This is a genomic window from Kitasatospora sp. NPDC048545 (assembly GCF_040651155.1).
Classification (GTDB): Bacteria; Actinomycetota; Actinomycetes; order Streptomycetales; family Streptomycetaceae; genus Kitasatospora.
The window spans coordinates 260,083-282,175 of the sequence record NZ_JBEZIQ010000001.1 but is presented as its reverse complement, the minus strand read 5'-3'; the positions used below and the strand labels follow the sequence as shown (position 1 = coordinate 282,175).

Sequence of the window (22,093 nt, the reverse complement as noted above, 5' to 3'; positions counted from 1 at the left end):
GGGGCCGTCGCGTTCCTACCTTCCTTCTCGTCGCAAGCCGAACGAACGAGGGGGAGAAGGACCATGCGCGGATTCCGGATCAGGCGGGCACTGGCCACCGCGGTGGCGCTGGCGGCGGTGCTCGGCGCCGGCGGCTGGGCGGCCGACACCCAGACCCCCGTCACCGGCCCGCCGCCCGGCAGCGCCGCCTGGACGGCCGACACCTCGCTCGGCCGGCGCCTGCCCGACCCGGCCACCAGCGCCCCGGACGGGGTCGCCGCGTTCTTCGCCGGACTGGCACCGGCCGCACAGGACGCGCTGGCCGTCCGGTACCCGCTGGTGGTCGGCAACCTGGACGGCGCCCCGGTCGCCCTCCGCTACCGCGCCAACGCCTTGGCCCTCGCCGCCGAACGCACCCGGGAACTCGCCCGCGCCGCCGACCCGGCCCGCACCCCGCAGGACCACGAGGCCGCCCGCACCCGCGCCGAGCGCTACCGAACGCTGCTGGACGGCGGACGGCAGATCCTCGCCTTCGACCCGCGCGGCCGCGGCCAGGTCGCCGAGGTGTACGGCGACCTCGCCGCCGCCCGCCGCACCGCCGTGATCGTCCCCGGCTCCGACATCGACCTGCTCGACTTCGACCGCACCGCCGATCCGTACGGCACCCCCGCCGGCATGGCCCGCGCCCTGCACCAGGCCACCGACGGGCAGACCGCGGTGATCGCCTGGGCCGGCTACACCACCCCGGTCGGCGTCGGCCCCGACGCCGCCACCGAAGGCCTCGCCCGGGCCGGCGCCGCCCGCCTCGACCGGCTGCTCGACGGACTCGCCGTCAGCACCCGCCCGCAGGCCCCCGCCACCCTGTTCTGCCACAGCTACGGCTCGGTGGTCTGCGGCCTGGCCCGCCCCACGCCCGCCCGGGCCTCCGGCGTGGTGGTGCTCGGCTCCCCCGGCATGGGCGTCGACTCGGCGGCCGACCTCGACCCGCGCGTCCCGCTGTGGGCCACCGCCCGCAACGGCTCCGACTGGATCGGCGACGTGCCCAACGTCCGGCTGCTCGGCCTCGGCCACGGCGCCGACCCGACCGACCCCGGTTTCGGCGCCCGCCCGCTGCCCGCCACCGGATCCCACGGCCACACCGGCTACTTCGCCCCCGGCACCGCCTCGCTCGCCGCCTACGCCGCCGTCGCCCTCGGCCGCGCCTGACCGCCCGCACCGGAAGGAGCACCATCATGGCCCACCCCCTCACCGCCCTGCGCCGCGCCGCCCGCCCCCTCGACGGACTGCGCCGCACCGCCCGGCAGGTCGACGCCAGGACCCCCGCCACCCGCGACCGCGCTCTCGACGGACTGCGCGCCCTCGCCCTGCTTGCCGTTCCGGTCGGGCACTGGATGCTCGGCGGCTTCACCCGCTCCCCCGACGGCGCCCTGCACAACGCCAGCCCGCTCTCCTCCCTCGGCTTCTTCGCCCCGCTCAGCTGGGGGCTCCAGATGCTCGGGGTGTTCTTCCTGGTCGGCGGCCACTCCTCGGTCCGCTCGCTGGAGCGCTCCCGCGCCCGCGGCGGCTCGTACGGCGGCTGGCTGCGCGCCCGGACGGTCCGGCTGCTGCGCCCGGTGCTCGGGGTGACGGCCGTCTGGGCGCTGCTGATCCCGCTGCTGCCCGCGCTGGGCGTCCCCGCGGACACCCTGCGCACCGGCGCGACGCTGGTGGTACAGCCGCTCTGGTACATCGGGGTCTACCTGGGGCTGACCGCGCTCACCCCGCTCTGCGTGGCCGCCGGGCGCCGGCTGGGCGGCTGGTCGGCGGGCCTGCTGGTGGCCTCGGTCGCCACCGTCGACCTGCTGCGGTACGGGCCGTGGGCGCAGTCGGTGCCGTCCTGGGTCGCCCTGCTGAACATCCTTCCGGGCTGGCTGTTCGGGTACCAGCTGGGCGTGCTCTGGGCGCAGGGCCGGCTCGGCCGCCCGACGGCCCGGGTGCTGCTGCTGGGCGGCGGCGCGCTGTTCGCCGTGCTGCTGCTGGTGTTCCACTACCCGGCCAGCATGGTCGGCGTGCCCGGGGCGGAGCGCACCAACTCGCACCCGCCGTCCCTGCTGGTACTCGCCCTGGCGGCGGTCCAGTGCGGTGGCGCGGTGCTGCTGCGGGAGCGGCTGGGCCGGCTGCTGACGCGCCGTCCGCTGTTGTGGCTGCCGGTGGTGGCGGTGAACCTGTCGGCGATGACGATCTTCTGCTGGCACCAGAGCGCGATGCTCGCGGTGGGGGTGCCCGGCGCGGCTGCCCTGGGCAGCGTCCCGGGCCTGACCACCGCACCGGACTCGCTCGGCTGGGTGGCCGCCCGGCTGGCGCTGCTCCCGCTGTTCGGAGCCGTCCTGGTGGCCATCGGGTGGTTCACCCGGCGGTTCGACGGACCGTGGACGTCCTTCTCCCGGGCCGGGAAGGCGGCGGCCGGCGCCGCGGCGGCACTGTTCGCGGCGTACGCGCTGGGCGTGGTGTGACCCGCGCCGGGCGTGGTGTGACCCGCGCCGGACGTGCGGTGCCCCGTACCGGGCGTGGCCCGTCCGGCGCCGGTCGGCTGCGCCGGGAGGATGCACCCGCATGCGAACCACCACGCACTGTGATGTCCTGTGACGGTCGGCGACCAACGCAGGACCGCGCCCGCCCACGGCCCGTCCGTCCGCATTCGCCGCCCCTCCCCCCGCGCACACCCCACACTCCAGAGGAGTCCCATGTCCCTGTCCCCACCACGTCCCCGGCCGCGGCGCGGGGCCCGCCGCCGACTGGCGGGCACCGCCGTGGTCCTCGCGGTGACCGCCGGCACCGTGCTCGGCGCCGTCGCCCCGGCCGGCGCCCACGGCGGACCGGCCGCCCCCGGCGCGGACGACCTCGCCCCGCACGTCGACTCGCCCCGGGTGATGGCCGAGCTGCGGGAGGACGAGGTCGCGGCCCTCGGCCAGGAGCACGCCGAGGAGCACGCCCGGATGCGCGCCGCCATCCGCGGCATCGGCGACTACCCGCAAACCACCCGCACCAACCGGTACAAGGCGCTGACGGCTTCCCAGGCCGACCACAACAAGGCCTTCGCCCCGGCGACCTTCGGAGCGTTCAAGGACTACTTCCCCTCCCCCGACTTCGGCGACCACGTCGCGCTGCTGCCGACCGGCAAGGTGCTGCTGTTCTCCTTCGAGCGGATCGAGACCAACCCGGAGAAGGAGCCCGCCCCCACCCAGACCACCGGCAAGGAGAACGCCGGCCGGGCCTTCCTCTGGGACCCCGCCAAGGGCACCGTCCCGGAGGCCTACAAGCAGGTCAACCCGCCGATCGTCAACATGCCGGACGGCCTGGACGAGTCCCGCCCGGCGCCGTTCTTCTGCTCCGGCCACTCCTTCCTGCCCAACGGCATGCTCGGCGTCTTCGGCGGCAACCTGGGTGGCAACGGCGGCACGGGCGCCAAGCTCTCGCTGATCTTCGACCCGTGGACCGAGACCTGGACCCGCAACCCCGACATGTCGGTGGGCCGCTGGTACCCCTCGGTGGTGACCGGCGCCGACGGCCGCCAGCTGATCATGTCCGGCCAGTCCGAACTCGGTTACGGCACCCCCACCCCGGTGGTCGAGCGCTTCCCCGCCAAGCCCTTCGCGGTGCCGGTGAAGAAGACCGACGTCCCCGTGAACACCCCGGTGGACCGCTTCAAGGTCGACGCCCCGTTCACCACCGACTACCCGCACCTGTTCTCGCTCAACGACGGCAACATCTACGGCTTCGGCCGCCAGGCCGCCGAGCAGTGGAAGTTCGACCCGGTCGCCGAGTCCCGCAGCGACCTGACCGCCCGCCCCGACGGCCGCAAGCGCAACTACGGCTCCGCCGTGATGCTCCCCGGCGGCGTCAACGGCCCGGACTCCGCGCTGGTCCTCGGCGGCGACCGGGACAACCCCAGCACCCTGCGCTTCTCCAACGGCAGTTGGACCGCCGAGAAGTCCCGCGCCTTCGGCCGCACCCAGGACGACACCATCCTGCTCCCCACCGGCCGGCTGCTGACCGTCAACGGCGCCTACGACATCCGCGACTACGGCAACGGCCCGTACAACCCCAACGCGGACCTCAAGTACCGCCAGATCGAGCTGCGCGACGACCAGGGCAACTGGCAGCTCGGCCCGGTCCAGCGGCTGCCGCGCGGCTACCACTCCAACGCGGTGGTGCTGCCGGACGGCCGCGTCCTGGTCACCGGCGACGAGCTGCAGCAGCTGGCCAACAACCCCGACGTCAACGGCACGGTGACCGGCGTCCCGGGCACCTCGGGGCCGGTCACCATGAACGGCACGATCGAGATCTACGAGCCGTCGTACCTCTACCAGGGCGACCGGCCGGCCCTGGCCAACGCACCCACCGCGCCGGTCGGTTACGACAAGAAGTTCACCGTCACCAGCACCACCCCGGGCCTCGCCGCCAAGGCCGTCCTGCTGGCGCCGACCACCTCCACCCACTCGGTCAACACCAGCCAGCGCCACATCGACCTACGGCTCACCAGCCGGGCCGGCAACCGGCTGGAGTTCCAGGCCCCGCCGGACGCCAAGGCCGCTCCGCCCGGCTGGTACATGCTGTTCCTGCTCAGCGACCAGGGCGTGCCCAGCGTCGCGCAGTGGGTCCAACTCGGCTCCCCCGCCTGATCCCCCTCCCCGAAAGGACACCCCACCCATGGCAACGGAACCGAGTCTGCGCGAGAGCACGGAGATCCAGGGCGACATCCTCGCCGGGTTCAAGAAGGACAACGTCAGCATCCTGTTCCTCAAGTTCGAGGACGCCGCGCGGGCCCGCGACTGGCTCCGCAAGCTGACCCCGCAGATCTCCACCACCCGCGAGGTCGCCGCGTTCAACGACGCGTTCAGCGAGGCCAGGCAGGCCTCCGGCGGCGACGACCCCAAGTCGCTGACCGCCACCTGGCTCGGCATCAGCTTCACCTACGAAGGCCTGCGGATGCTCGCCTCGACCGACCCGTTCCCGACCGCCCCGCCGGTCGGCAGCGGCCTGGAGGCCTTCAAGGAGGGCTCGGCCCAGCGGGCCGGAGCGCTCGGCGACACCGGCGACAACTCCCCCGACAACTGGCTGTTCGGCAACGGAAGGAACCAGCCGGTGCACGCCGTGCTGAAGATCTCCGCCGACACCGAGCGGGACCTGCAGGCCGCCGTCGAGGCGCAGCGGATCGCCGCCGCCGAGTGCCGGGTCCTGGTCGCGTACCAGCAGAACGCCCGGACACTGCTGGGCAGTCGGCGCGGCAAGGAGCACTTCGGCTTCAAGGACGGCATCAGCGAACCCGGCGTCGTGGGCTTCGACCGGCCGAACCCGGCCAAGCCGGACGAGGTGGACGGCCACCCGGGCACCCGGCTCATCCCGGCCGGCGAGTTCGTCTGCGGCCTGGAGAACGACCGGTTCAGCTTCCCCAGGGACCAGTACCCGGAGTGGGCGCGCAACGGCTCCTTCCAGGTGGTCCGTCGGCTCGCCCAGGACGTGCCCGGCTGGTGGTCGCAGGTCGCGGTCAAGCTGGAGGAGCTCCGGCGGGCCAAGGCCGTCCCGGAGCACGCGACCACCGAGTGGCTGGCCGCCCGGATGGTCGGCCGGTGGCGCTCCGGCGCCCCGGTCTGCAAGTACCAGGACCGGGACGCCCCGAACAACCCGACCGCCGCCAAGGACAACGACTTCGACTTCCGGGACGACCCGGAGGGCCTGGTCACCCCGCTCTGGTCGCACCTGCGCAAGACCGAGCCGCGCGCCGGTCTGCAGGAAGCCCCGGACAAGCCGCCGTTCGACGCCAAGGACCTCAACGGCCGGCGGATCATGCGCCGCGGCACCCCGTACGGCGCCCCGTTCGACCCGGCCTCCGAGGGCCCGGGCGGGCCCGACGACCCGCGCGGCCTGCTGTTCATCTGCTACCAGGCGGACCTCCAGCGCCAGTTCGAGTTCATCCAGGCCGACTGGATGGACCAGCCGAACTTCCCGCCCAACCGCGACTCGCAGGGCGTCACCCCGCCCGGGCACGATTCGCCCAGGCCGGTGCCCGGCCGGGACCCGGTCACCCAGAGCTGCGCGAACCCGGACTCGGGTGAGATCACCCCCGTCGACTACGAGAACCGGGACACCAGCGGCCTGATCCAGCACACCCCGCTGAGCTTCGCGCAGTTCGTCCGGACCACCGGCTCGGTGTACGCCTTCATGCCCTCCCTGAGCATCCTGCGCGGGCTCTGCGAGGGGCGGCTCGCCCCGGTGGCCGGCCAGACCACCGGCGGACAGACCGGCGGGCAGACCACCGGAGGCCAGACCGGCGGCCAGACCCAGCCCACGCCGCAGCCGGTGAAGGCGTACCCGTGCGACGAGTTCGTCGGCGTCCCGGACCAGAACCGCCGGGTCGGCCAGAGCCAGTACTGGGCGTTCCACGGCGACCGCTGCCGACTGATCTCGGTGGCCGACGGCTCCGCCCACACCGACCGCAAGGTCGAGGACGACACCTGGCTGACCGGCTGGTCCTGTCTGCAGGGCGTCGGCCGGGTCGACTGCTTCCTGCCCGTCCCGGACCAGCAGGACCCGGCCGGCAAGAGCTGGTACTGGGTCTTCCACAGCACCGCCGGCCGCCAGCAGTACCGGCTGGTCTCCGTCACCTGCGGCAGCGGCGGCCGGTACACCACGACGCTCGAACGCCCCGACCGCGACCTCACCTCCTGGGGCTCGCTCAGCGGCGTCGGCCAGGTGGACTGCTGGCTGCCCGTCCCGGACCAGCAGCGGGTCGGCGGCAAGAGCTGGTACTGGTGCTTCCACACCACCGCCGGCCGCCAGCAGTACCGGCTGATCTCGATCGCCGACGGCTCCTCGCACACCGACGTGCGCGAGCGCACCGACCGCGAGCTCTCCCAGTGGAGCTCGCTGAGCGGCCTGAACCGGGTGGACTGCTTCCTGCCCGTCCCGGACCGCCAGCGGGTCGGCGGGAACAGCGAGTACTGGGTGTTCAGCGGTCAGAACTACCGCCGGATCTCGGTCGCGGACGGCAGCGGCCACCCGGACCGGCTGATCGCCGCCGACCGTTCCTGCGACGCCTGGGCCTCGCTCTGCTGACCGCGACCGCGGCCTGACCGGGCCTCACCCGTCACGCGCCCCCGGTGCGCCATCGCGCGCGCCGGGGGCGCGTTGTCAGCGCCCTCCTCTAACCTGCCGCCATGGTGACGTTCGACGAGTTCCGCGCGATGGCGCTGGCCCTGCCGGAGGCCGCCCAGGAGCCGACCTGGGACATCGAGACGCTGCGGGTCCGCAGCCGGATCTTCGCGATGGGCGCGCCCGACGGCGACCGGGTCACCGTCAAGGCCTCCCCCGAGGACCAGGCCGAACTGCTCGCCGCCGAACCCGAGGTGTTCTCCTCCGCCCCCTACGTCGGGCGGCACGGCTGGGTGAGCGTCCGGCTGGACCTGGTGGACCCGGACGAGCTGCGCGACCTGGTCACCGAGGCCTGGCGGCGGACGGCCCCGAAGCGGCTGGTCCGGGAGTTCGACGCCTGAGCGCAGGCCCGGCGGGCCGCGGTCCGCACCACTGGGAGACGTCGGGAGGACACCCCCGGTTCATGTGATCCATCCCACAGTTTAGGCGCGCCCGGCACGCGGCCGAGCCCCCTAGGCTTGCGCAGGAAGCAAGCAGTTCCATCGCACCCTCCGGGCACCGCCCGCGAAACGGTGACAGGCCCCAAGGGAGTTGGTGCGGTGCGCAACCGTCGACGCTGGAAGCGGGTACTGATCGGGGCGTTCGCGGGTTGCGCCGTGCTCGCCGACGCCGGCGCCTCGGCCGCCGCGGCCGCCGTCTCCTCGGAGCAGCTGGCGATCTCCACGCCCCCGGCCGGCAGCGCCGCCTGGGTCCAGGACCACTCCTTCGGCCGCTCCCTGCCCGACCCGGCCACCACCTCCCCGGCGGCCGCCGCCGAGTTCTTCGCGTCGCTCGCGCCCACCGAACTGGACCGGCTGATCCAGGAGTACCCACTGGTCGTCGGCAACTACGACGGCGCCCCGCTGGACCTGCGCTACCGCGCCAACCGGATCGCCCTGGCCGCCGAGCGCGACAAGGCCCGGGCCCGCGCTGAGGACCGCAAGCTCGACTCCGACACCCGCGCGCTCGCCGTCTCCCGCGCCAACGACGTCGACCACCTGCTCGCCCCCGGCCGTCAGGTCCTGGCCTTCGACCCGCGTGGCCGCGGCCTGGTCAGCGAGGTGTGGGGCGACCTCGCCGACGCCGAGCGGATCTCCGTCCTCGTCCCCGGCTCGGACGCCGACCTCGGCCACTTCGACCAGACCGCCGAGCCGCTGCGCTCCCCGGCCGGCATGGCCCGCGCCCTCTACGCCGAGGAGCGGCGCCAGGCCCCCGGCACCCGCACCGCCGTGATCTCCTGGACCGGCTACGTCACCCCCTCCGGCCTCGGCCCGGACGCGGCCACCTCCCGGCTCGCCGACGTCGCCGCGCCCCGCCTGGAGCGGCTGCTCGCCGGCCTCAAGGAGACCACCCGGCCGGACGTGCCCCCGTCGCTGCTCTGCCACTCGTACGGCACGGTGGTCTGCGGCACCGCCGCCCCGAAGATCCCGCGCGCGGCCGCCTCGCCGTCCGACACCTCCGGCATCACCGACATGATGGTGTTCGGCAGCCCCGGCATGGGCGTGCAGAGCGCCGCCGAACTCGGCGACGGCGTGCACGTCTGGGCCGCCCGCAACCCCAGCGACTGGATCGGCAACGTCCCGTTCCTGGAGGTCGGCAAGCTCGGCCACGGCGCCGACCCGACCGGCGGCGGCTTCGGCGCCGAGCAGATCTCCTCGGCCCGCGCGGTCGGCCACAACGGCTACTTCACCGACGGCACCGACAGCCTGCACAACTTCGCGGCGATCTCGCTCGGGCACTACCACGACGTGGTCCGGACCGAGCCCACCTCCTGACGGGAGAACGGCGTCCGGGACCCGCACCGCGCGGGGTCCCGGCACCGCCGCCCCGCACGGACGTCCGGTCCCGGTGCCGCTACGACGGCTGGTCCTGATACAGCCGCAGGGCGTCCGCCGCCGCCCGGGCCAGCTCGCGCCGGGCAACCGGCGGGGCGAGCACCTCGGCGTCCGGGCCGAAGGCCAGCAGCGACCGGACCGCCGCCGGGGCCGGGAACGCCATCGCCACCTCCACCCACTCCTCGGCCGGCCCGGTGCCTGCCTCCGGCGGCGGCGCGGTGACCCGCCCGCCGTGGATCCGTAGGAACCTGTCCAGCCGCCCGCGCCGGACCCGCACCCGCACCGGCACTTCCTTCGGTATCCGTTCCACCTGCTCGCGCAGCACCGCCCACACGTCGCCGAGCCCCGTGCCGGCCCGGCGCCGCACCACCTCCTCGGTGGTCTCGGCGGCCAGTACCCGGTCCGCCCGGAACAGCCGCGGCTCGCCGTGCAGATCGGCCACCAGGTACCAGACCGCGGCCTTGCTCACCAGCCCGTACGGGTCGACGGTGTACTCCACCGGCGCGGGCGTGCCGCTGTGCCGATAGCGCAGCCGCAGCCGCCTGTCGGCGAAGACCGCGTACTGCAGCTCGCCCAGGTCCGGGCCCGGGGCGGGGGCGGAGGCGGGCGCGCCGCAGGGCATCCAGCGGACCGGGTCGACCAGGATCCGCTCGCTGATCCGCTCGGCGGCCGGACGGTGCGGGGCCGGCAGCGCCGCCATCACCTTGCGCAGCGCCGAACCGAGCGCGCCGTCCAGCCCGAGGTCGCTGTGCGCGCCCTGGGCGGACAGCACGAACAGCGCCCTGGCCTCGTCCGCGGTCAGCCCGGTGACGTCGGTGCGGTAACCGGGCAGCAGGCCGATGCCGCCGTGCCGCCCCCGCTCGGTGAACACCGGCACCCCGGCGGCGGAGAGCGACTCGACGTCGCGGTAGATGGTGCGGACGGACACCTCCAGCCGCTCGGCGAGTTCGGTGGCGGACACCTGGCCGCGGGTCTGGAGCAGCAGGAGGACGGAGAGCAGGCGGTCGGCCTTCATAGGCAAAGAATCCCAGTAATCCTGACGGCACTTGTCAGGTTTTACTGGGAGATTGCGTTTCGAGCCCGAAAGCCCGCCCGAACACGGGGAGTTGACCGCACATGAACGCCGTCCAGGATGCCCGCCCGCAGTACCTGCTCGCCCTCGACCAGCTGGAGAAGCTGTTCGCCACGATCACCCCGGCCGACCTCGACCGGCCCACCCCGTGCACCGAGTTCACGCTGCGCCGGCTGCTGAACCACGTGGTCGGCGGCATGCACCGGCTCGCCTACATGGGCGAGGGAGGCCGCTTCGACGACATCGTGCCCGCCATCGAGGACCCGTCGGACGAGGGCTGGCCGGCCGCGCTGGGCCGGGCCCGCGCCCGGGCGACCGCCGCTTGGGCGGACGACGCCAAGCTCGGCCGCCCGACCCTCGCCCCCTGGGGCGAGGTGCCCGGCGGCGCCGTGGTCGGCGGCTACCTCATGGAGGCGGTCACCCACACCTGGGACATCGCCACCAGCCTCGACAACGGCTTCGCCCTGGACGACACCCTGGCGCAGACCGCACTGGGCATCGCCCGGTTCGTCCTGCCGCCCGAGGCCCGGGGCGAGGACGTCCCGTTCGGCGAGGTCCAGCCGGTCGCCGAGGACGCCGACGTGCACACCCTGCTGGCCGCCTGGCTCGGACGCCGGGCCTGACCGGCGCGGCACGGGCCCGGCCCGGGGAGTCGGTGACCCCCCGGGCCGCCCGGCCGCCGCGGGTCCGGGCCGATCCGGCCGGCTCCGGTCCGCTCCGGGCTACGACCGCTCCCGGTGATTGCTCCCGGCCGATTCCGCCCGGCCGACTACTCCTGACCGACTACTCCCGGCCGACCGAGGTGTTGCTCATGTCCGCGTAGCGGTCCCCCGCCACCCGGCCGGACACCGGCTCCAGCAGGGCCAGGTCCGCCTCGGTGAGCCGCAGCGTCGCCGCCGCGGTGTTCTCGGCGAGGCGGCTGCGCTTGCGGGTGCCCGGGATCGGCACGACGGTCAGCCCGTGCACCTCCGCCCGCCGGTGCACCCAGGCCAGCGCGACCTGGGCGAGGGTCCCGCCGTGGGCCTGCGCGATCTCCCGCAAGGGGGAGAGCAGTTCGCCGTTGGCGGCCGCGTTGTCGCCGGTGTAGCGCGGGTGGGTGCGCCGGAAGTCGTTGTCCGAGAGCTTGCCGGCGTCCTGGAAGGCGCCGGTCAGGAAGCCCCGCCCGAGCGGCGAGTACGGCACGAAGGCGACGCCCAGCTCCGCCGCGGCCGGCACCGCCGAGCGCTCGACGTCGCGGGCGAACACCGACCACTCGGACTGCACCGCGGCGATCGGGTGGACGGCGTGCGCCTCGCGCAGCTCGGCCCCGGTCACCTCGGACAGGCCGAGGTGGCGCACCTTGCCGGCCTCGACCAGCCCGGCCATGGCGCCGACCGACTCGGCCAGCGGCACGTCCGGGTTGCGGCGGTGCATGTAGTAGAGGTCGATCTCGTCCACGCCGAGGCGGCGCAGCGAGGCGTCGACGGCGGCCCGGATGTAGGCCGGGTCGTTGCGGACGGCGCGGCGGGTCGGGTCCTGCTCCGAACGCTCGATGGCGAACTTGGTGGCGATCACCACCTTGTCCCGGTTGGCCCGGACGAACGGGCCGACGAACTCCTCGTTGCGGCCGAAGCCGTACATGTCTGCGGTGTCGAACAGGGTGACACCGGCCTCCAGTGCGGCGCCCAGGGTGGCGAGTGCCTCGTCGGAGTCGGTGGGGCCGTAGAACTCGCTCATGCCCATGCAGCCGAGGCCCTGGACGCCCACCAGCGGTCCGCCGGTGCCGAGTTCGGTGGTGGGAAGGACGGGGTGAGTCATGCGCTCTGGTCTTCCTCTACGCGGTTGTACTGGCATTGGACCGGGGCGCCGGCGGTGCCGGCGGCCTTCCCGGCATAGAGATCGATCTTGTAGTCGAGGACGGCGAGGGTGGCCTGGAGGTCGACGATCCGCTGCCGGACCTCCTCGCGCTGGGCCTCCAGCAGCAGGCGGCGTCCCTCGTAGGTCCGCTCGCCCTGGCGGGCCATGTCCACGTACTTGAGCATGTCCGCCACGGACATGCCGGTCAGCCGCAGCCGGCCCAGGAAGGCCAGTCGGTGCAGATCGGCGTCGCAGTAGCGGCGCTGGCCGCCGGCCGCGCGGTCGACCGGGTCCAGCAGGCCGATCCGCTCGTACCAGCGCAGGGTGTGGGCGGTCAGTCCGCTGGCCGCGGCGACCTCGCTGATGGTGTGCCGCGGGGTCCGGTCCGGATCGCCGACCGGCCGGCCGAACACCTCGGAGCAGCTGCGCAGGTCGATCTCGACCCGGGCGGGTGTGACGCGTGCGGGTGTGGCCATCGAACGTTTCCCCCTGTCCTGTGCGACGGGAAAGACGCTACCGAGTTGGAGTGCACTCCAAGCAAGCCCGCCCGGCCCGGCAGCCGGGTGCCCCCACCACCCGCCTGACCGCAGGGTGCCCCGCCGCCCCCGCGCGGCCCCGGCTACAGTCGGGATCCATGGAGAGCTTGCGCGTGATCGAGAACTGGCCGGTGCCCCATGCCGCGGTCGCGGTGGTCCGGGGGGCGGACGGCGCGCTGCTGGGGGCGCACGGGCCGCAGCAGCACCTGTTCCCGCTGGCCTCGGTGACCAAGCTGCTCACCTCCTACGCGGCGCTCGTCGCGGTCGAGGAGGGCGTGTTCGAGCTGGACGACCCGGCCGGGCCGCCCGGTGCCACCGTCCGTCACCTGCTCGCGCACACCTCCGGCCTGGGCTTCGACGAGGACCGGGTGTTCGCCGAACCCGGCAACCGCCGGCTCTACTCCAACGCGGGCTTCGACGCACTGGCGCGGACGCTGTCCGAGGCCACCGGGATCGAGTTCTCCCGCTACGTCGCCGAGGCGGTGTTCGAGCCGCTGGGCATGGCCGACACCCTGATCAACACCGCGCACAAGTCCCCGGCCGGCGCCGGCGGCCTGTCCACCGCCGCCGACCTCGCCCGGTTCGCCGCCGAGCTGCAGTCGCCCAAGCTGCTGGACCCGTCCACGGTCCTGCGGGCCACCCGCGAGGTCGCCTTCCCCGGCACCAGCGGGGTGCTGCCCGGCTACGGCCACCGCCGCCCGAACGACTGGGGCCTCGGCTTCGAGATCCGCGACGGCAAGAGCCCGCACTGGACCGGCACCGCGAACTCCCCCGCGACCTTCGGCCACTTCGGCCAGTCCGGCACCTTCCTGTGGGTCGACCCGCAGGCGGGCGCGGCCTGTGTCGCGCTCACCGACCGGGACTTCGGCCCGTGGGCGGTCGAGGCCTGGCCGGCCTTCTCCGACGCGGTCCTCGCCGAACTGCGGGGCTGACCGGACGGCCGGACGGCCTGCGGGACGCCCCCGGAGGGGCGGCCTCGTGACCGGCCGAGGGGACGGCCGCCCCGGACAGGAACCAGCCGATGGCCTAGCCGTACGAGACCGGCGAGTGCATCTCCCACAGCAGGAGTTCCGCGCCGGTCTCGCCCGCCGCCGGGTCGGCGAAGCCCTCGCCGGTGATCCGCACGCTGTCGCCCGGGACCATCGACCGGCCGCCGCCCTTGGGCCCCGGGATCGTCCGGTAGCCCAGCGAGCCGGCCGTCAGGTGCGCGTAACGCCAAGGAGCCGCGGGCAGTTCGGGCAGCGGCTGCCACGGGCCCGCGGTCGCCAGCCAGAGCGCGGCGTCGCTGCGGCGCAGCCGCAGGGCGTCGGTGCCGGCGTCCCGCTCCAGGCCGGAGGCGAGCAGGGTCAACCCGCCGTCCGCCGGTTCCACCCTGCGCAGCCCGTACGCCGGGGTCGCGTCGAACGTGTCCGGCTGGAGCCACATCTGGACGAAGCGGACCGGGCCGGCGGCGCCGCCGACGTTGCGCTCGGTGTGGGTGACGCCGGAGCCGGCGCTGAGGTGCTGGACCATCCCGGGGCGGACCACCCCGCCGTGGCCGTGGGAGTCCCGGTGGGCGAGCGCGCCCTCCAGCACCCAGGTGAGGATCTCGGTGTCCCGGTGCTTGTGCTCGTCGAATCCGGCGCCGGGGGCGAGGAGTTCCTCGTTGCACGCCAGCAGCGCGCCGAAGTGGGTGTTCTTCGGGTCGTAGTGGCCGGAGAAGGAGAACGCGTGGCGGGTCTCGATGCCCTCGCCCGGGCTGGAGCGGTAGCGCTCGGCGGTGCGGCGCAGGTCGGCGCGGGGGCGGTCAGCGGCGTCGGTCACGCGCCCACGGTACCCCCGGGGGGCGGCCCGCCCCCGGGATCGGGAGCGCACCGCGCCCCGGGGGTGTGACCCTTGCCACCGCGCCGCTCCGCCGGGGGGGTGTGCACGAGCAGTCACTCGCGTGAGGCAGTCTTGTCCTTGTGCCAGCCGCTTCCGCGAACTCCAAGAGCGAACCCAGTCCCGTGCCCGACCCGGCCGGGAAGAGCCCGGCGCCCCGGCCCGGCCGCGACCGGCCCGGCCGCGCGGCGCCCCGTCTGACGGCGCAGGAGCGCAGAAACGCCGCCGAGCGCGCCGAGCGCCGGGCGGCGACGCTCAAGCGACTGGAGAAGTCCTCGGGCAAGCTGGCCACCGCCGCGATCTCGCGGATGGACGACCAGCTCGGCTGGTACCGGCGGATGCCGCCGGAGCACCGCTCCTGGATCGGCCTGGTCGCCCAGGCCGGCATCGCCGCCTTCACCGAGTGGTACCGCCACCCGGACGCCGCCCAGGCGATCTCCACCGACGTCTTCGGCACCGCGCCGCGCGAGCTGACCAGGGCGATCACCCTGCGCCAGACCGTCGAGCTGATCCGCACCACGATCGAGGTGATGGAGGAGGCCATCGAGGAGGTGGCCGCCCCCGGCGACGAGTCGGACATGCGCGAGTCGGTGCTGGTCTACGCCCGGGAGATCGCCTTCGCGACCGCCCAGGTGTACGCCCAGGCGGCCGAGGCGCGCGGCGCCTGGGACGCCCGGCTGGAGGCACTGGTGGTCAACTCCCTGCTGTCCGGCGACGCCGACGAGGGTGTGCTCTCCCGTGCCGCGGCGCTCGGCTGGGGCCAGCCCAGCCAGGTCCGGGTGGTGATGGGCAGCGCGCCGGACGGCGACAGCGAGCTGGTGGTGGAGGCGATCCGCCGGGCCGCCCGGTACGCCAAGCTGAACGTGCTGACCGGGGTGCTGGGCAAGCGCCTGGTGGTGGTGGTCGGCGGCGACAAGGAGCCGGTGCACGCCGCCCGGGCGCTGATCGGCCAGTTCGCGCCGGGCCCGGTGGTGGTCGGCCCGACCGTGCCCGACCTGCTCTCCGCGACCCGCTCGGCGCACGCCGCCACGGCCGGGCTGCGGGCCTGCGCCGCCTGGCCGGACGCTCCCCGCCCGGTGCTCGCGGACGACCTGCTGCCCGAACGGGCGCTGGCTGGCGACCAGGCCGCGCGCCGCCAGTTGGTGGAGGAGATCTACACACCGCTGGACGAGGCCGGCTCGGCACTGCTGGAGACGCTGAGTGTCTACCTGGAGCAGGCCTCCTCGCTGGAAGGTGCGGCCCGGATGCTCTTCGTCCACCCCAACACGGTGCGCTACCGGCTACGACGTGTGACCGACGTCACGGGGTACGCCCCCTCCGACGTACGTTCGGCGTTCACTCTGCGGATCGCACTGGCCCTCGGCCGACTCACCGCGGCCGGGGACCCCACCCGAGCCGGGGTGTAGGGACCATACAATCCCGGATGGTTTTCTTCGTTACCGTCGCCTACCCGCCCCTGGGCGCCTGGCGAGAGAGGGTTGAACCGTGCTCGTAATCGTCGCCCCTGGACAGGGTGCCCAGTCCCCCGGTTTCCTCAGCCCCTGGCTGGAGTTCGACGGTGTCGCCGACCGCCTGCGTGGCTGGTCGGAGGTCGCCGGGCTCGACCTGGTGCACGCCGGCACCGAGGCATCCGCCGAGGAGATCAAGGACACCGCCGTCGCCCAGCCGCTGCTGGTCGCCGCCGGCCTGGTGACCGCCCGGGAGCTGTTCCCGGACGAGGACGCCGCCCGCAAGCTGGTCGGCGCCGTCGCCGGCCACAGCGTCGGTGAGATCACCGCCGCCGCCGGCGCCGGGGTGCTCAGCGCCCACGACGCGCTGGCCTTCGTCCGCGAGCGCGGCCGGGCCATGGCCGCGGCCGCCGCCGTCACCGAGACCGGCATGATCGCCGTGCTCGGCGGCGACCCGGAGGTCGTCGCAGCGAAGCTGGCCGAACACGGCCTGACCGCGGCCAACAACAACGGCGGCGGCCAGATCGTCGCCGCCGGCACGCTGGCCCAGCTGGAGGCGCTGAAGGCGGACCCGCCGGCCGCCGCCAAGCTGATCGCCCTGAAGGTCGCCGGTGCGTTCCACACCGAGCACATGGCCCCGGGTGTCGAGCGGCTCGCCGAGCTCGCCCCGACCCTGGCCGCGGCGGACCCGCAGGTCCGCTACGTCTCCAACAAGGACGGCGGGGTCGTCGACTCCGGCGCCGAGGTGCTCGCCCGTCTGGTGTCGCAGGTCTCCAACCCGGTCCGCTGGGACCTCTGCATGGAGACCCTGGGCCGGCTGGGCGCGACGGCCGTGATCGAGCTGTCCCCCGCGGGCACGCTCACCGGACTGCTCAAGCGCAACCTCAAGGGTGTGGCCACGCTCGCCCTCAAGACCCCCGCCGACCTGGACAAGGCTCGCGCGCTCGTCGCGGAGCACGGCGGTCAGGAGCAGGAGATCACCGCATGACCAAGCCCCAGATCCGCCCGGCGAGCGGTGCGCAGTTCTCGCGCATCCTCGGCGTCGGCGGCTACCGCCCGGTCCGGGTGATCCCCAATTCCGAGGTCCTGGAGTGGATCGACTCCTCGGACGAGTGGATCCGTACCCGCAGCGGGATCGCCGAGCGCCGCTGGGCCGGCCCGGAGGAGTCCGTGGCCGAGATGTCGATCCAGGCCGCCGGGAAGGCGATCGCCCAGGCCGGGATCTCCCCGGACCGGATCGGCGGCGTGATCGTCGCGACCGTCTCGCACTTCAAGCAGACCCCGGCGATCGCCACCGAGATCGCCGAGCGGCTCGGCTGCGGCACCGCGCCGGCCTTCGACATCTCGGCCGCCTGCGCCGGCTTCGGCTACGGCCTGGGCCTGGCCGACGGCATGATCCGCGGCGGGAACGCCGAGTACGTGCTGGTGATCGGCGTCGAGCGGCTCAGCGACCTGACCGACCGGTCGGACCGCTCGACCGCGTTCATCTTCGGCGACGGCGCCGGCGCCGCGATCGTCGGCCCGTCCGACACTCCCGGCATCGGGAAGCTGATCTGGGGCTCGGACGGCTCGCAGGCCGACCTGATCACCCAGACCGAGGCCTGGGACACCGCCTTCGCCAAGCCCGACGCGGTCAACGGCGCGGGCGAGGACACCAAGTGGCCGTACCTGCGGATGGACGGCCAGCCGGTCTTCCGCTGGGCGGTCTGGGAGATGGCCAAGGTCGCCCAGCAGGCGCTGGACGCCGCCGGGGTGACCGCCGACCAGCTCGGCGCGTTCATCCCGCACCAGGCCAACATGCGGATCACCGACGCCATGATCAAGGCGCTGAAGCTGCCGGAGTCGGTGCCGGTTGCCCGTGACATCGCGGAGACCGGCAACACCTCCGCGGCCTCCATTCCGCTCGCGATGGAGCGCATGCTGGAGACCGGCGAGGCCCACAGCGGCGACCTGGCGCTGATCATCGGGTTCGGGGCGGGTCTCGTGTACGCCGCCGCAGTCGTTACGCTCCCCTAGGCGCGTTTCGCCCACAGATTCACAAGCCTGTGTCCGGCCGCCGGCCGGACATGTTCAACACTGAAGAGGAGCAGCCAGTATGGCTACCAAGGACGAGGTCCTGGAAGGTCTCGCCGAGATCGTCAACGAGATCGCCGGTATCCCGACCGAGGATGTCGCGCTCGACAAGTCCTTCACCGATGACCTGGACGTCGACTCGCTGTCCATGGTCGAGGTCGTCGTGGCCGCCGAGGAGCGCTTCGAGGTCAAGATCCCGGACGACGAGGTCAAGAACCTGAAGACCGTCGGCGACGCCGTGGACTACATCCTCGCCAACGCCTGATCGATCGACTCGCTCGATTCGGCCAGTCCGTCCGGCGTCCCGTACGCCATCGACGGCTGACCCGTCGGCCCGGCTCACCGAGCCTGGCCGATCCTCCGGCCGGGACGCCCCACCGGGGCGCCCGGCCGGGCCCATCCTCGGCTCCCGCCGACCCCCCGCACACGTGAGAGAAGAAGAAACCAGTGACCGCTGAAAACCGCACCGTGGTCGTCACGGGTATCGGCGCCTTCACGCCGCTGGGCGCCGACGCCGCCGGCACCTGGGAGAACCTGGTCGCCGGTAAGTCCGGTGTGGCGGCCCTGACCGAGGAGTGGGCCGAGGAGCTGCCGGTTCGGATCGGTGCGCGCACCGCCGTCGAGCCCGGCGAGATCCTGCCCCGCCCGCTGGCCCGCAAGCTGGACCGCTCGGCCCAGTTCGCCGTGATCGCCGCCCGCGAGGCCTGGGCTGACGCCGGCTACCAGACCCCCGCCACCGACGAGTCCTCCAAGCTCGCCCCCGAGCGCCTCGGCACCGTCATCGCCTCCGGCATCGGCGGCGTGACCACCCTCCTCGACCAGTACGACGTGCTGCGGGAGAAGGGTGCCCGCAAGGTCTCCCCGCACACCGTCCCGATGCTGATGCCCAACTCCCCGGCGGCCAACGTCGGCCTGGAGGTCGGCGCCCGCGCGGGTGTGCACACCCCCGTCTCCGCCTGTGCCTCCGGCGCCGAGGCGATCGGCTACGCGATCGAGATGATCCGCACCGGCCGCGCCGACGTCGTGGTGGCCGGCGGCACCGAGGCGGCGATCCACCCGCTGCCGATCGCCGCGTTCGCCAGCATGATGGCGATGTCCAAGAACAACGACGACCCCGAGCACGCCTCCCGTCCGTACGACAAGGCCCGTGACGGCTTCGTGCTGGGCGAGGGCGCCGGCGTGGTCGTCCTGGAGTCGGTCGAGCACGCCGAGGCCCGCGGTGCCCGGATCTACTGCGAGGCCGTGGGCCAGGGCCTGTCCTCGGACGCCCACCACATCGCCCAGCCCGAGCCGACCGGCGCCGGTGTGGCCCGCGCGCTGGCCGACCTGTTCGAGCGCAACGAGCTGGACAAGGCCGAGATCGTGCACGTCAACGCGCACGCCACCTCGACCCCGCAGGGCGACACCGCCGAGCTGAAGGCGCTCCGCAAGGAGCTCGGCGACGACCTCGACCACATCGCCATCTCCGCCACCAAGTCGATGACCGGCCACCTGCTGGGCGGCGCCGGCGGCGTCGAGACGGTCGCCACCGTGCTGGCCCTGTACAACCGTCTGGCCCCGCCGACCATCAACGTCGACGACCTGGACGACGACGTGGACGCGGACATCGTGCGCGGCGAGCCCCGCAAGCTGCCCGAGGGCCGGATCGCGGCGCTGAACAACTCGTTCGGCTTCGGCGGCCACAACGTGGTGCTGGCCTTCCGCACCCGCTGACGCCCTCCGTCCCCGGACGGTACGACGAAGGGGCCGGCGCTCTCCGCGAGCGCCGGCCCCTTCGTCGTGTCCTCCGGTCTCAGACCACCTGGTGCAGCCAGCGCACCGGCGCGCCCTCGCCCGCGTACCGGAACGGCTCCAGCTCGTCGTCCCAGGGCTTGCCGAGCAGCCGGGCGATCTCGGCCTCCAGGTCGGCCCCCTCGCTGCGGGCGCGCAGCAGCACGGCGCGCAGCCGGTCCTCGGGGATCAGGATGTCGCCGTGGATTCCCGTGACGGCGTGGAAGATGCCGAGCGTGGGCGTGCTGCTGTACCGCTCGCCCTCCGCCGTGGCGCAGGGCTCGCTGGTCACCTCGTACCGCATCAGCTGCCAGCCGCGCAGCGCGGAGGCGAGCTTCGAGGCCGTACCGGGCTCCCCCTGCCAGGAGAGCTCGGCACGCCAGTGTCCGGGTGCGGCCGGCTGGCGGATCCAGTCCAGGCCCACCCGCACACCGAGCACCCCCGCGACGGCCCACTCGACGTGCGGGCACAGCGCGCGGGGCGCGGAGTGGATGTAGAGAACTCCACGTGTCGTCACCGGGACCTCCAGGCTGTGGACGAGGGTCGCCTTCCCCAGCTGCCTCGTGCCTGCAGTTGATCCACAGTTACCCACGCTTGCCGACATTAAGTCACTAAATTGAGCAAAACGGACAGGCTTTCGCTCAATGCTAGTCGAATCCTCAACGAGGTCTACCCCTCGGCTGGATCTCTCCCCCGAACGGCCCCATCGCCAGGCGGAACCACCGTACCGCGCCGTCCCGCACGATGGCTGACGCACTTTCGGATCCGACCGGAATGCGGTAGTGCGGCCCGGCGCCCTGCGCCCGACTACGAACCGTTCACGGCGGACCGCCCCGCGCGCCCGGGTCGGGACGGCGGGGCGGTCGGCGCCTCTGACGTGTCGTCAGACGTCCAGGCGGACGACCATCTTGCCGGTGTTGGCGCCGCGCAGCAGGTCGAGGAAGGCCTCGGCGGTGTTCTCGAAGCCGTCCACCACGGTCTCCTCGTGGCGCAGCTCACCGGAGGCCAGCCAGCCGGCCACGTCGGCCACGAACTGCGGCCGCATCGCGGCGTGGTCGCCGACCAGCATGCCCTCCAGGCGCAGCCGCTTGCCGATGGCGAGCGCGAGGTTGCGCGGGCCGGCGGGCGCGGTGGTCTCGTTGTACTGGGCGATCGCGCCACAGAGCACCGCGCGGCCGTGCACCCCGAGCGCGCCGATCGCGGCTTCCAGGTGGTCGCCGCCGACGTTGTCGAAGTAGAGGTCGATGCCGTCCGGGGCGGCCGCGGCGAGCTGCTCGCGGACCGGGGCGTCCTTGTAGTTGAAGGCGGCGTCGAAGCCGTACTCGTCGACCAGCTTGGCGACCTTCTCCGCCGAGCCGGCCGAGCCGACCACCAGGGAGGCGCCCTTGAGCCTGGCGATCTGACCGACCATCGAGCCGACCGCGCCGGCCGCGCCGGAGACGAAGACCTTGTCGCCCTCCTTGAGGCCGCCGACGGCGAGCAGACCGGCGTAGGCGGTCAGGCCGGTCATGCCGAGCACCCCGAGGTAGGCGGGGAGCGGGGCGGCGGCCGGGTCGACCTTGACCCCGTGCTTGGCGTCGAGGGTCGCGTACTCGCGCCAGCCGAGGCCGTGCAGCACCGCGTCACCCGGGGCGAAGCCCTCGGCGCCGGAGGCGACCACGTAGCCGACCGCGCCGCCGTCCATGGGTGCGCCGATCCGGAACGGCGGGACGTACGAGGGCACGTCGTTCATCCGGCCGCGCATGTACGGGTCCACCGAGAGGTAGGCGTTGCGGACCAGGATCTCGCCGGGGCCGGGGGTCCGGACCGGGGCCTCGACCAGGGCGAAGTCGGTCGGCACCGGCCAGCCCTGCGGACGGGCGGCGAGGTGCCATTCACGGGCGGTCGCGGGGGCGGTCTGCTCTGCCATGGGTGCTGCTCCTTGCGGTTCAGGTGCATGAAAGGTTGAGAAACTTAAGTAACGATGGGCATGAAAGGTTCATCTTGTCAACTTTTCAGGTAGACTCTCGACCATGGACACCCAGCCGGCCCCGGACGCCACGCCGCAGCCCGACGAGATCACCCGCGAGGTCGTCGACCTGATGGCCAACCTGGTCGCGCTCTTCCACCGCGAGTACGAGGAGGCCGCCGCCGCCCGCTCGCTCACCGGCGCCCAGGCCAAGGTGCTCGCGCTGCTGCGGCGCGGGCCGATGCCGATGCGTCAGATCGCCCAGACGCTCAGCTGCGAGCCGTCCAACATCACCGGCATCGTCGACCGGCTGGAGTCCCGCGGCTTCGTCACCCGCGAGGCCGACCGGCAGGACCGCCGGGTGAAGCTGGTCGCCGCCACCGACACCGGCTCGGCCGCCTCCGCCGAACTGCGCGAATCGCTGAACTTCGCCCGCGAGCCGCTGGCCGCGCTCGGCCCGGACGAGCGGACGGTCCTGCGCGACCTGCTCCGGCGGATGCTCACCGGCGCCGCCGGCCCCGGCGCGTGACCAGCATCACAGGCCGGACGGGTAATCCGTTCACCCA

20 protein-coding genes are annotated in these 22,093 nt (G+C 73.7%); 14 read left to right on the top strand and 6 right to left on the bottom strand.

Annotation, left to right across the window (positions count from 1 at the left end; all coding sequences use genetic code 11):
* The first annotated feature begins 63 nt into the window (after positions 1-63).
* From AB0D10_RS01465 to AB0D10_RS01440, 6 genes are all read left to right on the top strand, one after another.
* Positions 64-1,185, top strand: a complete 1,122-nt coding sequence (locus AB0D10_RS01465; RefSeq protein WP_360249333.1) for an alpha/beta hydrolase — start codon at positions 64-66, stop codon at positions 1,183-1,185.
* A gap of 26 nt (positions 1,186-1,211) precedes the next feature.
* Positions 1,212-2,471: an acyltransferase gene (locus AB0D10_RS01460; protein ID WP_360249330.1), complete on the top strand. Its 1,260-nt coding sequence runs from the start codon at positions 1,212-1,214 to the stop codon at positions 2,469-2,471.
* Positions 2,472-2,702: 231 nt separating this feature from the next.
* Positions 2,703-4,640, top strand: a complete 1,938-nt coding sequence (locus tag AB0D10_RS01455) for a galactose oxidase-like domain-containing protein (protein WP_360249327.1) — start codon at positions 2,703-2,705, stop codon at positions 4,638-4,640.
* 28 nt (positions 4,641-4,668) lie between these two features.
* Positions 4,669-7,074, top strand: coding sequence for a Dyp-type peroxidase (locus AB0D10_RS01450; RefSeq protein ID WP_360249324.1), 2,406 nt, complete (start codon positions 4,669-4,671; stop codon positions 7,072-7,074).
* A gap of 101 nt (positions 7,075-7,175) precedes the next feature.
* A complete protein-coding gene (locus AB0D10_RS01445; protein WP_360249321.1) occupies positions 7,176-7,511 on the top strand; it encodes an MmcQ/YjbR family DNA-binding protein in 336 nt (111 codons plus the stop codon).
* A gap of 198 nt (positions 7,512-7,709) precedes the next feature.
* Positions 7,710-8,924, top strand: a complete 1,215-nt coding sequence (locus AB0D10_RS01440; protein WP_360249318.1) for an alpha/beta hydrolase — start codon at positions 7,710-7,712, stop codon at positions 8,922-8,924.
* Positions 8,925-9,003: 79 nt separating this feature from the next.
* Here AB0D10_RS01440 and AB0D10_RS01435 read toward each other — a convergent pair whose 3' ends face one another.
* Complete coding sequence (locus tag AB0D10_RS01435; RefSeq protein ID WP_360249315.1) at positions 9,004-9,999, bottom strand: WYL domain-containing protein; 996 nt, start codon at positions 9,997-9,999, stop codon at positions 9,004-9,006.
* 101 nt (positions 10,000-10,100) lie between these two features.
* Between AB0D10_RS01435 and AB0D10_RS01430 the strand changes: the two genes are divergently transcribed.
* Positions 10,101-10,679: a TIGR03086 family metal-binding protein gene (locus tag AB0D10_RS01430; RefSeq protein ID WP_360249312.1), complete on the top strand. Its 579-nt coding sequence runs from the start codon at positions 10,101-10,103 to the stop codon at positions 10,677-10,679.
* 160 nt (positions 10,680-10,839) lie between these two features.
* Here the strand turns inward: AB0D10_RS01430 and AB0D10_RS01425 are convergent, their stop codons facing one another.
* Both AB0D10_RS01425 and AB0D10_RS01420 read right to left on the bottom strand, forming a co-directional pair.
* Positions 10,840-11,853, bottom strand: a complete 1,014-nt coding sequence (locus tag AB0D10_RS01425; RefSeq protein WP_360249309.1) for an aldo/keto reductase — start codon at positions 11,851-11,853, stop codon at positions 10,840-10,842.
* On the bottom strand, positions 11,850-12,368 hold the full coding sequence (locus AB0D10_RS01420) for a MerR family transcriptional regulator (RefSeq protein ID WP_360249306.1): 519 nt from the start codon (positions 12,366-12,368) through the stop codon (positions 11,850-11,852). The genes AB0D10_RS01425 and AB0D10_RS01420 overlap by 4 nt, the downstream gene beginning before the upstream one ends.
* A gap of 158 nt (positions 12,369-12,526) precedes the next feature.
* On the opposite strand from AB0D10_RS01420, the gene AB0D10_RS01415 reads away from it, so the two are divergent.
* A complete protein-coding gene (locus AB0D10_RS01415) occupies positions 12,527-13,360 on the top strand; it encodes a serine hydrolase domain-containing protein (protein WP_360249303.1) in 834 nt (277 codons plus the stop codon).
* Positions 13,361-13,454: 94 nt separating this feature from the next.
* Here AB0D10_RS01415 and AB0D10_RS01410 read toward each other — a convergent pair whose 3' ends face one another.
* A complete protein-coding gene (locus AB0D10_RS01410; protein ID WP_360249300.1) occupies positions 13,455-14,231 on the bottom strand; it encodes a pirin family protein in 777 nt (258 codons plus the stop codon).
* 254 nt (positions 14,232-14,485) lie between these two features.
* Here AB0D10_RS01410 and AB0D10_RS01405 point away from each other — a divergent pair, with 254 nt between their 5' ends.
* From AB0D10_RS01405 to fabF, 5 genes are all read left to right on the top strand, one after another.
* Positions 14,486-15,694, top strand: coding sequence for a helix-turn-helix domain-containing protein (locus AB0D10_RS01405; RefSeq protein WP_360249721.1), 1,209 nt, complete (start codon positions 14,486-14,488; stop codon positions 15,692-15,694).
* Positions 15,695-15,773: 79 nt separating this feature from the next.
* Positions 15,774-16,724, top strand: a complete 951-nt coding sequence (locus AB0D10_RS01400) for an ACP S-malonyltransferase (RefSeq protein WP_360249297.1) — start codon at positions 15,774-15,776, stop codon at positions 16,722-16,724.
* Complete coding sequence (locus tag AB0D10_RS01395) at positions 16,721-17,752, top strand: beta-ketoacyl-ACP synthase III (RefSeq protein WP_360249294.1); 1,032 nt, start codon at positions 16,721-16,723, stop codon at positions 17,750-17,752. Before AB0D10_RS01400 ends, AB0D10_RS01395 begins: the two co-directional genes overlap by 4 nt.
* Positions 17,753-17,831: 79 nt before the next feature.
* Positions 17,832-18,074 carry an acyl carrier protein gene (locus AB0D10_RS01390; protein ID WP_360249291.1) on the top strand — a complete coding sequence of 81 codons (243 nt, stop codon included), beginning with the start codon at positions 17,832-17,834 and terminating at the stop codon, positions 18,072-18,074.
* Between the two features lie 182 nt (positions 18,075-18,256).
* On the top strand, positions 18,257-19,522 hold the full coding sequence (fabF, locus tag AB0D10_RS01385) for a beta-ketoacyl-ACP synthase II (protein WP_360249288.1): 1,266 nt from the start codon (positions 18,257-18,259) through the stop codon (positions 19,520-19,522).
* Positions 19,523-19,601: 79 nt separating this feature from the next.
* Here fabF and AB0D10_RS01380 read toward each other — a convergent pair whose 3' ends face one another.
* A complete protein-coding gene (locus tag AB0D10_RS01380) occupies positions 19,602-20,096 on the bottom strand; it encodes a DUF3145 domain-containing protein (RefSeq protein ID WP_360249286.1) in 495 nt (164 codons plus the stop codon).
* A gap of 366 nt (positions 20,097-20,462) precedes the next feature.
* Positions 20,463-21,488: an NADP-dependent oxidoreductase gene (locus tag AB0D10_RS01375; protein WP_360249285.1), complete on the bottom strand. Its 1,026-nt coding sequence runs from the start codon at positions 21,486-21,488 to the stop codon at positions 20,463-20,465.
* 103 nt (positions 21,489-21,591) lie between these two features.
* Here AB0D10_RS01375 and AB0D10_RS01370 point away from each other — a divergent pair, with 103 nt between their 5' ends.
* A complete protein-coding gene (locus AB0D10_RS01370) occupies positions 21,592-22,056 on the top strand; it encodes a MarR family transcriptional regulator (protein ID WP_360249282.1) in 465 nt (154 codons plus the stop codon).
* Positions 22,057-22,093: the final 37 nt, after the last annotated feature.